Below are 13,835 nucleotides of genomic sequence, written 5' to 3' on the forward strand. Positions count from 1 at the left end.
CGTCAGAGAAATTCGCAAAGGTTGAACATGGAAATCTCCAAGGCCGAAATGGCAAAGGCGGCTGCGGCCGTCCAGGGCAGTGCGGGTGCGTCCGGCGCGCCGCAGGAGTTGATGGGCGCCGAGATCCTCATTCGCGCGCTGCAGGCCGAGGGCGTGCGCCACCTCTGGGGCTACCCCGGCGGCGCGGTGCTCTACATCTACGACGAGCTGTACAAGCAGGACGTGATCGAACACGTGCTGGTGCGCCACGAACAGGCGGCGGTGCATGCGGCCGACGGCTATGCGCGCGCCACCGGCGACGTCGGCGTGGCCCTGGTCACCTCCGGCCCGGGCCTGACCAATGCGGTCACCGGCATCGCCACGGCCTACATGGACTCCATCCCCATGGTGGTGCTGGCCGGGCAGGTGCCGACGGCCGCGATCGGGCTGGACGCCTTCCAGGAGTGCGACACCGTGGGCATCACGCGCCCGGTGGTCAAGCACAACTTCCTGGTCAAGGACGTGCGCGACCTGGCGCTGACCATCAAGAAGGCATTTCACATCGCGCGCACCGGCCGGCCCGGCCCGGTGGTGGTCGACATCCCCAAGGACGTCTCGCTGAACAAGACGCTGTACTCCGGCTACCCCGAGACGGTGGAGATGCGCTCCTACAACCCGGTCAAGAAGGGGCACCCGGGGCAGATCCGCAAGGCGCTGCAACTGCTGCTGTCGGCCAAGCGCCCCTACATCTATACCGGCGGCGGGGTGTTGCTGGGCAATGCCTGCCAGGAGCTGCGCACGCTGGTCGATCTGCTGGGCTACCCGGTCACGCACACGCTGATGGGTCTCGGGGCCTATCCGGCGAGCGACCGCAAGTTCGTCGGCATGCTGGGCATGCACGGCACCTACGAGGCCAACAACGCGATGCAGAACTGCGACGTGCTCTTGGCCGTGGGCGCGCGCTTTGACGACCGCGTGATCGGCAACACCAAGCACTTTGCCCAGCGCGACCGCAAGATCATTCACATCGACATCGACCCGTCGAGCATCTCCAAGCGCGTGCGCGTGGACGTGCCCATCGTGGGCGACGTCAAGGAAGTGCTGGGCGAGCTCATCAGCCAGGTGCGCGAAGCGAGCACCAAGCCCGACGCCCAGGCGCTGGCCGCATGGTGGAAGCAGATCGAGGAGTGGCGCGGGCGCGACTGCCTGGCCTACGACCGCGGCAACACCGAGGTCATCAAGCCGCAGTTCGTGGTCGAGACGCTGTGGAACATGACCCGCGGCGCCGATGCCTACATCACCTCCGACGTCGGCCAGCACCAGATGTGGGCCGCGCAGTACTACCACTTCGACGAGCCGCGCCGCTGGATCAACTCGGGCGGCCTTGGCACCATGGGCGTGGGCATTCCCTACGCCATGGGCATCAAGCTGGCCAAGCCCGACTCCGAAGTGTTCTGCATTACCGGCGAGGGCTCGGTGCAGATGAACATCCAGGAGCTCTCCACCTGCCTGCAGTACGACACGCCGATCAAGATCGTCGCGCTGAACAACCGCTACCTGGGCATGGTGCGCCAATGGCAGGAGATCCAGTACGCCGGGCGCTACAGCCAGACCTACATGGATGCGCTGCCCAACTTCGTCAAGCTCGCCGAGGCCTATGGCCACGTCGGTTTGCTGGTGGAGCGCCCGCAGGACGTGGAAGGCGCGCTGCGCGAAGCGCGCCGGCTCAAGGACCGCACGGTGTTTCTGGACATCCGCACCGACCCTACGGAAAACGTCTTTCCCATGGTGCAGCCGGGCAAGGGCATCACGGAAATGCTGCTGGGTTCCGAAGACCTTTGAGCAAAATCAGCCCTTAGCCCTTTGTGGACGGGCGCAAGCAGCTATTTTTACAATAGCAATTTTTGACGAATCTATTGCCCGCCAAGCCTGGCCCTTACCGGGGCCGGGGGAGGGCGGCAAAAAACGGCAGTTTTGCGCGATCACTGCTTGATCGTGCTGCCGTCGCAAAAAGAGGAATCTCACCATGAAACACATCATTGCCGTGCTGCTCGAGAACGAGCCCGGAGCCCTGTCGCGCGTGGTTGCCCTGTTTTCGGCGCGCGGCTACAACATCGAGTCGCTCACCGTGGCGCCCACGGAAGACGCGTCGCTGTCGCGCATGACGATACAGACGCACGGCTCGGAAGAGGTGATAGAGCAGATCACCAAGCACCTGAACCGCCTGATCGAAGTGGTCAAGGTCGTGGACCTGACCGAAGGCGCCTATGCCGAGCGCGAACTGATGATGGTCAAGGTGCGCGCCGTGGGCAAGGAGCGCGAGGAGCTCAAGCGCATGGCCGACATCTTCCGCGGACGCATCATCGACGTCACGGAAAAGAGCTACACCATAGAGATCACCGGCGACCAGCAGAAGACCGAGGCCTTTTTGCAGGCGATAGACCGCTCGGCCATACTCGAAACCGTGCGCACCGGCCTGAGCGGCATAGGCCGCGGCGAGCGCGTGTTGCGCGTCTGAATTTCCCTTGCGTTTTTTCCCCATCGAGACATTTCAACCGGAGCACCCATGAAAGTTTTCTACGACAAAGACTGTGATTTGTCCCTCATCAAGGGCAAGACCGTGGCCATCATCGGCTACGGCAGCCAGGGCCACGCGCATGCGCAAAACCTCAACGACAGCGGCGTGAAGGTCGTGGTCGGCCTGCGCAAGGGCGGCGCGAGCTGGGACAAGGTCGGCAAGGCCGGCCTCACCGTCAAGGAAGTGGACGAGGCCGTCAAGTCCGCCGACGTTGTCATGATGCTGCTGCCCGACGAGCAGATCGCCGAGGTCTATGCCAACCATGTGGAGCCGCACATCCGCCAGGGCGCCTCGCTCGCCTTCGCGCACGGCTTCAACGTGCACTACAACCAGGTGGTGCCGCGCGCCGACCTGGACGTCTGGATGGTCGCGCCCAAGGCGCCCGGCCACACCGTGCGCAATACCTACACCCAGGGCGGCGGCGTGCCGCACCTGGTGGCGGTGCATCAAGACAAGTCGGGCAAGGCGCGCGACCTGGCGCTGTCCTACGCCATGGCCAACGGCGGCGGCAAGGCCGGCATCATCGAAACCAACTTCCGCGAAGAAACCGAAACCGACCTCTTTGGCGAGCAGGCGGTGCTGTGCGGCGGCGCGGTGGAACTGGTGAAGATGGGCTTCGAGACCCTGGTGGAAGCCGGCTATGCGCCCGAAATGGCTTATTTCGAGTGCCTGCACGAGCTCAAGCTCATCGTGGACCTGATCTACGAGGGCGGCATCGCCAACATGAACTACTCGATCAGCAACAACGCCGAGTTCGGCGAGTACGTGACCGGACCGCGCGTGGTCAACGAGAGCTCGCGTGCGGCGATGCGCGAGGCGCTCAGGAACATCCAGAACGGCGATTACGCCAAGCAGTTCATCCTGGAAGGGCGCACCGGCTACCCGAGCATGACCGCGCGCCGGCGCAACATGGCCGCGCACCAGATCGAGGTCGTGGGCGAGAAGCTGCGCTCCATGATGCCCTGGATCGCCAAGAACAAGCTGGTCGATCGCAGCCGCAACTGAGCGCGGCCGGCACCGCTTTTGCCCCACAAGGCCACCACCGCGGTGGCCTTTTTGCGTGTGCGCCCGCTGGCTACACTGTGGCGCGGACATTCACCGCCCGGAAATCATAAAAACAATAGCTGCAAGCGCTTGCAGTGCAAGGGATAAACACGAATATGCCTTCAAACTACGAGAACGGTCAGGACGGCGATGCGCTGGCGCGCAAGCGCCGCAAAGGCATCTACATCCTGCCCAATCTGTTCACGCTGGCGGCCTTGTTCAGCGGCTTCTACGCCATCGTCATGGCGATCAACGGGCGCTTCGACCAGTCGGCCCTGGGCGTGTTCTCGGCAATGATTTTCGACAGCCTGGACGGGCGCGTGGCGCGCATGACCAACACCCAGAGCGCGTTTGGCGAGCAGATGGATTCGCTTGCCGACATGGTCTCGTTCGGCGCGGCGCCGGCGCTCATCGTCTACGTCTGGGCGCTCAAGGGCTTGGGGCGTTGGGGCTGGATTGCGGCCTTCGTCTACTGCGCCTGCGCGGCGCTGCGCCTGGCGCGCTTCAACGTCAACACCGCGGTGGTGGACAAGCGCTACTTCCAGGGCCTGCCCTCACCGGCGGCAGCGGCGCTGGTGATGGGTTTCATCTGGCTGATGACCGACAACGGCGTGCAGCGCGGCATAGGCGGGCACCTCAATTGGCCGCAGGCGACCTGGATCGCGTTTGCCATCACGCTGTATGCGGGCCTGACCATGGTGACCAACGTGCCCTTCTACAGCTTCAAGGATGTGCAGGCGCGCCAGAGCGTGCCCTTCGTGGTGCTGGTGCTGATTGCGCTGGGCATTGCCATCATCAACATCGATCCGCCCAGCGTGCTGTTTCTGGCCTTTGCCTGCTACAGCCTGTCGGGCTATGCCATCTATGCCTGGCGCAAGTCCAAGGGGCAGCCGGTGAGCGTGATCAGCATCTCTACCGACGAGCCTGACGAGCGCGGGCTTCACGACTGAGCAAGGTCGGCGCAGGCGGGCAGGATCAGTCCGTTGCCGGTGGTGATGCCGCGCGCCATGCGCGCGGCGCGCAGCGTGGCCCGGGCCACGGCCTCGGCGGCCATCACGGCCAGCACCATCATGCCCGGTGAACGCGCCGCCTTGCCGGTGGACAGGGCAAAAAGCGTGTCGCCATCCATCATGGTGTGCACCGGGTTGATGGTGCGCGCCAGGCCGTCGTGCGCGGTCGTGGCCAGGCGCTTGGCCTCGGCCTTGGTGAGCGGTGCGTCGGTGGCGACCACGCCGATGGTGGTGTGGGTGCCGGCCAGCAGCGGGTGCAGGGCCTCGCCGCGCAGCAGGGCGGCGCTGCAGTGGCGCAGCGCGCGGCCGTCGGCGGTGCGCGCGCCGGCCACGGTCTGGCCGCTGGCGGGGTCGACCACGTCGCCCACCGCGTTGCAGGCGACGAGCGCGCCCACGGTCACCTCGCCCAGGCGCACCGAGGCCGTGCCTATGCCGCTCTTCATCGCCAGTTCGGGGCCGAAGAGCTTGCCCACGGTGGCGCCACTGCCCGCGCCCACATTTCCTTCGTCCGGGTGCTGGCGCGAAGCGGCGGCGCAGGCGGCGTAGCCAGCCTGGGCGTCGGGGCGGATGCGCGGGTCGCCCACATGCAAATCGAACAGCACCGCGGCCGGCACCAGGGGCACCAGGCCTGCGCCCACGTCCATGCCTATGCCGTGCTCTTCCAGCCAGCGCATCACGCCGCTGGCGGCGTCCAGCCCCCAGGCGCTGCCGCCGGCCAGCAGGACGGCGTGCACGTGGGGCACCAGATGGGTCGGGTCGAGCAGATCGGTTTCGCGCGTGCCCGGCGCCGCGCCGCGCACGTCCACGCCGGCGACCGCGCCGTCGCGCGCGATGACCACGCTGCAGCCCGTGGGGCGGCGCGGGTCGCTGAAATGGCCGACCTCAAGGCCGGCGACGTCGGTGATGGCTCCTGCATCCATGCTGTGTGCTCCCGGAAAAAACCGGGGCCTGCCGACCCCGTGGAATCGGCAGGCCCCTGGGCCCGGAGTATCGCAGCGCGCTCAGTTGTTGTGCGCGAGCTGCTCCAGGATGTGCGGGTTCTCCAGCGTGCTGGTGTCCTGCGTGATCGCCTCGCCCTTGGCCAGCGAGCGCAGAAGGCGGCGCATGATCTTGCCCGAGCGGGTCTTGGGCAGGTTCTCGCCGAAACGGATGTCCTTGGGTTTGGCGATGGGGCCGATTTCCTTGGCTACCCAGTCGCGCAGCTCTTTGGCGATGGCCTTGGCTTCATCGTCGTTGGGCAGCGGGCGCTTCAAGACCACGAAGGCGCAGATGGCCTCGCCCGTGAGGTCATCGGGACGCGCGACCACGGCGGCCTCGGCCACCAGGTCGGTCTTGGCCACCAGGGCCGATTCGACTTCCATGGTGCCCAGGCGGTGGCCCGAGACGTTGAGCACGTCGTCGATGCGGCCGGTCACGCGAAAGTAGCCGCGGTCTTCGGAGCGCACCGCGCCGTCGCCGGCGAAGTAAAAGCCCTTCATCTCCGGCGGGAAGTAGGTCTTCTTGAAGCGCTCGGGGTCGCCCCAGATGGTGCGGATCATGCTGGGCCAAGGCTTCTTGTAGGCCAGCATGCCGCCCTTGCCGTTGGGCATTTCCTCGCCGGTTTCATCGACGATCGCCGGGTAGATGCCGGGCAACGGCAGCGTGCACGAGCCCGGCACCAGCGGCGTGGCGCCCGGCAGCGGGTTGATCATGTGCGTGCCGGTTTCGGTCTGCCAGTAGGTGTCGACGATGGGGCAGCGCCCGCCGCCCACGTGGTTGTAATACCAGACCCAGGCTTCTGGGTTGATCGGCTCGCCCACGCTGCCGATGATGCGCAGGCTCGACAGGTCGTAGGACTTGGGATGCACCTTGTCGTCGGCTTCCGAGGCCTTGATGAGCGAGCGGATCGCCGTCGGCGCGGTATAGAAGATGCTGCACTTGTGGCGCTGCACCATGTCCCAGAAGCGCCCGGCGTTGGGGTAGGTGGGAATGCCTTCGAAGACGATTTCGGTCGCGCCCGCGGCCAGCGGCCCGTAGACCACGTAGGAGTGGCCCGTGACCCAGCCGATGTCGGCGGTGCACCAGAAGACGTCTTCGGGCTTGAGGTCGAAGGTCCAGTCCATGGTCAGCTTGGCCTGCAGCAGGTAGCCGCCGCTGGAATGCTGCACGCCCTTGGGCTTGCCGGTGGAGCCCGAGGTGTAGAGGATGTAGAGCGGGTGCTCGGCATTCACCGGCACCGGCGCGCATTCGCTGCTCTGGCCCTCGAGCACCTCGCTGAAGGTGTGGTCGCGCCCGGCGGTCATCGCGCAGGCGGTCTTGGTGCGCTCGTAGACGAAGACGTTCTTGACCGATTCGCAGCCGCCCAGGGCAATGGCGTCGTCGACGATGGCTTTGAGCGGCATCTCCTTGCCGCCGCGCATCTGGTAGTTGGCGGTGATCACGGCGACGGCGCCGACGTCCACGATGCGGTCTTGCAGCGCCTTGGCCGAGAAGCCGCCGAAGACCACGCTGTGGATGACACCGAGGCGCGCGCAGGCCTGCATCGCTACCACGCCCTCGATGGTCATCGGCATGTAGAGGATGACGCGGTCGCCCTTTTGAATGCCGCGGCTCTTGAGCGCGTTGGCAAACTTGCCCACGCGCGCGAGCAGTTCCTTGTAGGTGACCTTGGTGACGGCGCCGTCGTCGGCCTCGAAGATGATCGCGGTCTTGTTCTCGACCGGCGTGCCCATGTGCTTGTCCAGGCAGTTGGCGCTGACGTTGAGCTCGCCGTCGTCAAACCACTTGTAAAACGGAGCATTGCTCTGGTCGAGCACGCGGGTGAAGGGCTTGGTCCAGACCACGTGCTTGCGCGCCAGATTGCCCCAGAAGCCTTCGAAGTCCTTGTCGGCCTCGGCGCACATGGCCTTGTAGGCATCCATGCCGGAGATGTTGGCGTTTTTCACCATCTCTTCGGACGGCGGAAATACCCGGTTTTCGACCAGTATCGAATCGATTGCAGAAGAAGAGGTGGCCATGGGAATTTGTCTCCTATCAAGAAGTTATTGCCAAACCGGATCACTGTTGCAGTTCGCACTTACAGGGTTCTGACGAATCAGGGCGCGGTCTACCGGCGCATTTTGCTACGCCCGCGCCGGCCCTGGCGCCGACCGCGCTTTCTACAATGCGGGCGATGACAACGCACATGCAAACCGGCGTGCAGCCTGCGCCCTCTCTGTTCAAGGCTTACGACATACGCGGCGTGGTGCCGACGACGCTCGACGAAGGCGTGGCGCGCGCCGTGGGCCTGGCCTTCGCCAGCGCGGCCCTGGCACAGGGCCAGCGGACGGTGGCCGTGGGGCGCGACGGGCGTTTGAGCAGCCCCGCGCTGGCCGCGGCGCTGATAGAGGGCTTGCGCCAGGCGGGCGTGGACGTGATCGACATCGGCCTGAGCACCACGCCCATGCTCTACTTTGCCGCTAGTACGCTGTGCGAGAGCGGCATTCAGGTCACCGGCAGCCACAACCCCTCGGACCACAACGGCTTCAAGATGGTGCTGGCCGGGCGCGCGATCTACGGCGAGGAAATCCAGGCGCTGCGCCGCGCCATCGAAGCCGGCCGCTGGCCCGAGGCGGCGCGCGGCGCGCTGCGCAGCGCCGACGTGCTGCCCGCCTACCGCCAGCGCATCGTGCAGGACGTGCGCCTGGCGCGGCCGATGAAGATCGTGGTGGACTGCGGCAATGGCGTGGCGGGCGCGTCGGCGCCGGACATCTTTCGCGCGCTGGGCTGCGAGGTGATCGCGCTTTTTGCCGAGGTGGACGGGCGCTTTCCCAACCATCACCCCGACCCGAGCAAACCCGAGAACCTGCGCGATCTGGTGCAGGCGCTCAAGGACAGCGACGCCGAGCTGGGTCTTGCCTTCGACGGCGACGGCGACCGCCTGGGCATCGTCACGCGCAGCGGCGAGACCATCTTCCCCGACCGCCAGCTCATGCTGCTGGCGCGCGACGTGCTCGCGCGCGTGCCCGGCGCGACCATCGTCTACGACGTGAAATGCTCGCAGCGCCTGGCGCCGGCGATTCGCGCGGCCGGCGGCGTGCCGCTGATGTACAAGACCGGCCATTCGCTGATCAAGGCGCGCATGCGCGAGGTCGATGCGCCCCTGGGCGGCGAGATGAGCGGCCATCTGTTCTTCAAGGAGCGCTGGTACGGTTTTGACGATGGCACCTACGCGGGCTGCCGGCTGCTGGAGATCCTGAGCCGCGAGCGCGACCCCAGCGCTGCGCTGCAAGCCCTGCCCAGCAGCTACAGCACGCCCGAGCTGAACGTGGCCTGCAGCGAAGGCGAGCCGCACCAGCTTGCAGAGCAGCTGCAGGCGCTCGCGCCCGAGCTGTTCGCGGCGCCGGCCGAGATCAGCACCATGGACGGCCTGCGCGTGGACTGGCCCGACGGCTTCGGCCTGATCCGTGCAAGCAACACCACGCCGGTGCTGGTGCTGCGCTTCGAGGGCCATAGCGAAGCGGCGCTCGCGCGCATCCGCGCCGACATGCTCGCGCTGCTGCGCCGCGTCAAGCCGGGCGCAGAGCTGGGCAGCGCGGTGCACTGAAGCGCGCCTTTTGCATGCAGCGTATCGCGCTGGCGCTCTACAGCCTGCTCGCGTGGCTGGCGCAGCCGTTGCTTACACGCAAGCTCTTGCGCCGGGCCCGCGCCGAACCCGGCTATGCGCTGGCGCTGCAAGAGCGCTTTGGCCGCTACCCCGATGCACCGCCGGCGCGCGCCAGCGGTCCGCGCGTGTGGCTGCATGCGGTGTCGCTGGGCGAAACGCGGGCAGCGGCCATCCTGCTCGGGCCGCTGCGCCAGGCGTTGCCCGGCATGCAGCTGCTGCTGACCCACGGCACTGCCACAGGTCGCGCCGAAGGCGTGCGCCTGCTGGGCGCGGGCGACCTGCAGGCCTGGCTGCCCTGGGACACGCCGGGCGCGGTGCAAGGCTTTTTGCGCCACTTTCGCCCGGACGTGGGCGTGCTCATGGAAACCGAGGTCTGGCCCAACCTGGTGGCCGGCTGCCGCCGCCAGGGCGTGCCGCTGGCGCTGGCCAATGCACGGCTGAATGAAAAATCCCTGCGCGGCGCCCGGCGCCTGGCCTGGCTGGCGCGCCCCGCCTATGCGAGCCTGGCCGCCGTCTGGGCCCAGGAGCAGCGGGACGCGCGCGGGCTTGCGTCGCTGGGCGCGCCGGTGGACGGCGTGTTCGGCAACCTCAAGTTCGACGCCGAACCAGACGCCCCGCTGCTCGCGCGCGGGCGCGCCTGGCGCGCCGGCAGCGCGCGCCCGGTGGTCTTGCTTGCGAGCACGCGCGAGGGGGAAGAGGCACTCTGGCTGGAAAACATCAAGCCAAATCGGCCTCTGGCCCTTGATGGGAAAGCGCCTACAGCTATCAATTCAGTAGACGTGCAATGGCTGCTGGTGCCGCGCCATCCGCAGCGCTTTGACGCGGTGGCGGCGCTGTGCGCGGGCGCGGGTCTGAGCGTGTCGCGGCGCAGCACCTGGGACGCAGAACCTGAGCCGGCCGACGTCTGGATCGGTGACTCCATGGGCGAGATGGCGCTGTACTACGGCCTGGCCGACGTGGCGCTGCTCGGTGGCAGCTTTGCGCCGCTGGGCGGGCAGAACCTGATCGAGGCGATCGCCTGCGGCTGCCCGCTGCTGCTCGGCCCCCATACCTTCAACTTCGCCGAGGCCGCCGAAGGGGCGGTGCAGGCGGGCGCGGCGCTGCGCGCGGCGGATATGGGGGACGCGCTGGCCCAGGCGCACGCCCTGCTGCGCGAGAGTGCTGCGCGTGAGCGCCTGCTCGCGCAGGGCAGCGCCTTCATCGCCCGGCACCGCGGCGCCGCACGCCGCACCGCGCAGGCGCTGGCGCGGCTGTCCGACGGCGGCTCCGGGGGGAATGCCCGGTAATGGACGCCATATCCGATTACGCCGCGGAATTGACTGGGATAATCGGTTTTCGGATATTGGGGTTCGATTAACTCGTGCGCGCGCATTTGCGTGAACGGGATAATCGAATTGCAATCCGCCGGCATTTTCCCGTTTGCCGCGCCCGGGGCGCCGCCCGAATGGCAGAGGCGGCGCGGCGCGCTTGCGCACCCCGTCCTGCGGACCGGCCGCCGCCTGCGGTATCATTGCCGCGATTTTCTTTATCCAGGAGCATGAGTGGCGAAGCCCAATTATTCATTCGAAAAACGTCAACGCGAACGTGAAAAAAAGCGGAAAAAAGAAGAAAAAATGAAGCGCAAGCTCTCCAAGGGATCGTCGCCCGAGACGCCCGATCCGGCGCAGCCCGGCGACGAGTCGGGTGCAGCGCCGGCCGGGCAGCCGGCGGACGGCAGTTGAGCGCGAGCGCCCGAGCCGCTGCAGGCCGCCGGCGCCTGCCCGACAATCGGCTTCCCGCCCGGCCCGGGCTGTCTTGACCGCCGGCCGCCGCGCCGCCCACGCGCTGGCGCGGCCCCTTTTCGGATGCGGCCACACCCAGCCCCAAGTCGCCATGAAAGAAGCGCACTACCTCACTCCTTTGTTTGCCCCCGCCTCGCTGGTGGTCTTCGCCGGCGAGCGCGATGCGCCCGAGCAGCTCACGCCCCAGGCGCGCGCCCTGCACGAGGCGCTGCGGGCGCAGCGCTACACCGGCACGCTGCAGTACCTGGACGTGCGCACCAGTGGCACGCTGGCGGAGCTGGCGCAGACGCGCGCCGACCTTGCGGTCATTGCGCTGCCGCCCGCGGACGTGCCGGCGGCGCTCGCCGTCGTGGGGCGCATCCGCTGCCGCAGCGCGCTGGTGCTCTCGGGCGGCGTGGACGAGGCGCTGGCGCAGCAGTGGCGCAAGGTGGCGCGGCGCGAAGGCATCTATCTGCTCGGCCCCAACTCCCTGGGTCTGCAGCGGCCTTCGCTCAGGCTGAACGCGAGCGCCGTCGGGCCGTTGGCGCGCGAAGGCTCGCTCGGGCTGATCTGCCAGTCGGGGGCGCTGGCGACCGGCATGCTCGACTGGGCCGTGACCAATGGTGTGGGCTTTTCCAGCGTGATCTCGGTCGGGCCGCACACCGACTTCGGGCTCAACGAGGCGCTCGATTTTCTCTCGCACGACCCGCACACGCACAGCATCGCGGTCTACATGGAGGGCATACAGAACGCGCGCGGCTTCATGAGCGCGCTGCGTTCGGCCGCGTTTGCCAAGCCGGTGGTGGTGCTCAAGGCCGGGCGCAAGCCCGCGGGCAATGCGGCGGCGCAGACGCACAGCGGCGCCATCGTCGGCAGCGACGAGGTTTTTGACGCGGTGCTGCGGCGCGCCGGTGCGGTGCGGGTGCGCTCCTTCGTGGCGCTGTTTTCCGCCGTGAAGTGCCTCGCCTCGCGCTACCGGCCGGTGGGCCGGCGCCTGTGCGTCGTGACCAACGGCGGCGGGCCCGGCGTGCTGGCGGCCGACTGGGCCAACGAGATCGGCCTGGAGCTGGCCCATCTCTCGCCCGAGACGGTGGCTGCGCTCACGCCCGAGCTGCCGCCGCTGGCCACGCTCAGCGAGCTCGTCGACCTGTCGGAAGAAGCCACGCCCGAGCACTACGCCCGGGCGCTGGGCGCGGCCTTCGCCGACCGGCAGGTGGACGGTGTGCTGGCGGTCTTCTCGCCCAAGTTCGGCATCGACGCGACGGCTGTGGCCGAGGCCACGGCGCAGGCGCGCAAGAAGGCGAACAAGCCGCTGCTCACGAGCTGGATAGGCGACGCATCGGTGCTGCCGGCGCGCGAGGTGCTGCGCGCGGCGCAGATCCCGACCTTTCGCACGCCCGAGGCGGCCGTCGGGGCGTTTGGCAACATCGCCTCCTTCCATCAGAACCAGCAGCTCTTGCAGCAGACGCCGCCGCCGCTGAGCAACATGCTCAAGCCCGACATCGACAGCGCCCGGCTGTTGATCGAGAGCGTGCTGGCCGAGCGGCGCCAGACGCTCACCGAGATGGAGTCCAAGACGCTGCTGGCGGCCTTCCAGATTCCGGTGACCAACACGCTGCTGGCGCGCAGCGGCCGCGAGGCCATGATGATCGCCACGCAGATCGGCTTTCCGGTGGCGCTGAAGATCGATTCGCCCGACATCACGCACAAGTCCGACGTCGGCGGCGTGATGCTCAACGTACACAGCGGCGCGGCGGTGCGCGACGCCTACGAGGAGATGGTGCGCCGCGTGGCCAGCCTGCAGCCGCAGGCGCGCATCAACGGCGTGACGGTGCAGAAGATGGCCAGGCTGCGCCGCGGGCGCGAGGTCTGCATCGGCCTGGTGACCGACGACCCTTTCGGCCCGGTGATCACCTTCGGCGCGGGCGGCACCATGATCGAGCTGATCCGCGACGGCGCGATGGAGTTGCCGCCACTTAACCAGTTCCTCGCGCGCCGGCTGATCCAGCGCTCGCGCGTGGCCGAAACCCTGGGCGAATGGCATGGCGCAGCGGCGGTGCACGTCGAGGCGCTGGAGCACCTGCTGCTGCGCGTCTCCGAGATGGTCTGCGCGCTGCCGCAGCTGCGCGAGATGGACATCAACCCCATCATCACCGACGAGACGGGCGCGATCGCGGTCGATGCGCGCATCGTGGTGCACGAGGTGGCGGCCGCCGGCGGGCACGACGCGCGCGCCGGCAACTACTACGGCCATCTGGCCATCCTGCCCTATCCCGAGCGCTACGAGCAGCTGTGGCCGCTGCAGGGCGGCGGCGAATACCTGGTGCGCCCGATCCGCCCCGACGACGCGCAGATGATCCAGCGCCTGGTGCGCGAGCTCTCGCCCGAAAGCCGCTACTTTCGCTTTGTCTCGCCGATGTCGGAGCTGCCCAATTCGCTGCTGGCGCGCTTCACGCTCATCGACTACGACCGCGAGATGGCGCTGGTGGCGGTGCACCAGGAGCGCGAGACCGGCGAGGACGGCGAGTCCAGGCTGAGCCAGCGCATCGTCGGCGTCTCGCGCTACGTGGCCAACCCCGACCACACGAGCTGCGAGTTCGCGCTGGTGGTGGCCGACGATTTCGCCAACCGAGGCGTGGGCGCGCGGCTGATGCTCTCCATCATGGACGTGGCGCGCGAGCGGGGCCTCACCGAGATGCAAGGCCTGGTGCTGGCGAGCAACGTGAAGATGCTCAAGCTCATGCGCCGCATCGGCTTTGACGTGCGCGCGGTGGACGACGACGTGGAATTCAAGCTCGTCGTGCACCCGCTCTGAGCCCCGCGGCCCGGACGGGCGCCGC

10 protein-coding genes are annotated in these 13,835 nt (G+C 67.7%); 8 read left to right on the plus strand and 2 right to left on the minus strand.

Going from position 1 to position 13,835, the window contains the following annotated elements:
- Positions 1-27 precede the first annotated feature (27 nt).
- From KUD94_RS01970 to pssA, 4 genes are all read left to right on the plus strand, one after another.
- Complete coding sequence (locus KUD94_RS01970; RefSeq protein ID WP_218238239.1) at positions 28-1,821, plus strand: acetolactate synthase 3 catalytic subunit; 1,794 nt, start codon at positions 28-30, stop codon at positions 1,819-1,821.
- A gap of 184 nt (positions 1,822-2,005) precedes the next feature.
- Entirely contained in the window at positions 2,006-2,497 is a 492-nt protein-coding gene (gene ilvN / locus KUD94_RS01975) for an acetolactate synthase small subunit (protein ID WP_146911520.1), read from the plus strand.
- Positions 2,498-2,545: 48 nt separating this feature from the next.
- A complete protein-coding gene (ilvC, locus tag KUD94_RS01980; protein ID WP_218238240.1) occupies positions 2,546-3,562 on the plus strand; it encodes a ketol-acid reductoisomerase in 1,017 nt (338 codons plus the stop codon).
- Between the two features lie 155 nt (positions 3,563-3,717).
- On the plus strand, positions 3,718-4,551 hold the full coding sequence (gene pssA / locus KUD94_RS01985; protein WP_218238241.1) for a CDP-diacylglycerol--serine O-phosphatidyltransferase: 834 nt from the start codon (positions 3,718-3,720) through the stop codon (positions 4,549-4,551).
- Here pssA and KUD94_RS01990 read toward each other — a convergent pair.
- The gene (locus KUD94_RS01990; RefSeq protein ID WP_218238242.1) at positions 4,542-5,531 is read right to left on the minus strand and encodes a P1 family peptidase; all 990 of its coding nucleotides are present in this window, start codon (positions 5,529-5,531) and stop codon (positions 4,542-4,544) included. The two genes, pssA and KUD94_RS01990, sit on opposite strands and share 10 nt — an antisense overlap.
- Positions 5,532-5,612: 81 nt before the next feature.
- On the minus strand, positions 5,613-7,607 hold the full coding sequence (acs, locus tag KUD94_RS01995) for an acetate--CoA ligase (RefSeq protein WP_218238243.1): 1,995 nt from the start codon (positions 7,605-7,607) through the stop codon (positions 5,613-5,615).
- Positions 7,608-7,786: 179 nt separating this feature from the next.
- Between acs and KUD94_RS02000 the strand changes: the two genes are divergently transcribed.
- From KUD94_RS02000 to KUD94_RS02015, 4 genes are all read left to right on the plus strand, one after another.
- On the plus strand, positions 7,787-9,175 hold the full coding sequence (locus KUD94_RS02000; RefSeq protein WP_304516297.1) for a phosphomannomutase/phosphoglucomutase: 1,389 nt from the start codon (positions 7,787-7,789) through the stop codon (positions 9,173-9,175).
- Positions 9,176-9,189: 14 nt separating this feature from the next.
- The gene (locus KUD94_RS02005) at positions 9,190-10,521 is read left to right on the plus strand and encodes a 3-deoxy-D-manno-octulosonic acid transferase (RefSeq protein WP_218238244.1); all 1,332 of its coding nucleotides are present in this window, start codon (positions 9,190-9,192) and stop codon (positions 10,519-10,521) included.
- A gap of 255 nt (positions 10,522-10,776) precedes the next feature.
- Positions 10,777-10,956 carry a hypothetical protein gene (locus KUD94_RS02010; RefSeq protein WP_218238245.1) on the plus strand — a complete coding sequence of 60 codons (180 nt, stop codon included), beginning with the start codon at positions 10,777-10,779 and terminating at the stop codon, positions 10,954-10,956.
- Positions 10,957-11,107: 151 nt separating this feature from the next.
- Positions 11,108-13,810 (plus strand): bifunctional acetate--CoA ligase family protein/GNAT family N-acetyltransferase, encoded by a 2,703-nt coding sequence (locus KUD94_RS02015; protein ID WP_218238246.1) that lies wholly within the window; start codon positions 11,108-11,110, stop codon positions 13,808-13,810.
- Positions 13,811-13,835 lie beyond the last annotated feature (25 nt).

Origin of the sequence: Comamonas sp. NLF-1-9 (assembly GCF_019195435.1) — a bacterium.
In the GTDB taxonomy this organism is placed as follows: Bacteria; Pseudomonadota; Gammaproteobacteria; order Burkholderiales; family Burkholderiaceae_C; genus Comamonas_C.

Bases quoted from the DNA above. Each gene is read 5' to 3' on its own strand.
- KUD94_RS01970 (WP_218238239.1), top strand. From the start codon at position 28: ATGGAAATCTCCAAGGCCGAAATGGCAAAGGCGGCTGCGGCCGTCCAG.
- ilvN (WP_146911520.1), top strand. From the start codon at position 2,006: ATGAAACACATCATTGCCGTGCTGCTCGAGAACGAGCCCGGAGCCCTG.
- ilvC (WP_218238240.1), top strand. From the start codon at position 2,546: ATGAAAGTTTTCTACGACAAAGACTGTGATTTGTCCCTCATCAAGGGC.
- pssA (WP_218238241.1), top strand. From the start codon at position 3,718: ATGCCTTCAAACTACGAGAACGGTCAGGACGGCGATGCGCTGGCGCGC.
- KUD94_RS01990 (WP_218238242.1), bottom strand. From the start codon at position 5,531: ATGGATGCAGGAGCCATCACCGACGTCGCCGGCCTTGAGGTCGGCCAT.
- acs (WP_218238243.1), bottom strand. From the start codon at position 7,607: ATGGCCACCTCTTCTTCTGCAATCGATTCGATACTGGTCGAAAACCGG.
- KUD94_RS02005 (WP_218238244.1), top strand. From the start codon at position 9,190: ATGCAGCGTATCGCGCTGGCGCTCTACAGCCTGCTCGCGTGGCTGGCG.
- KUD94_RS02015 (WP_218238246.1), top strand. From the start codon at position 11,108: ATGAAAGAAGCGCACTACCTCACTCCTTTGTTTGCCCCCGCCTCGCTG.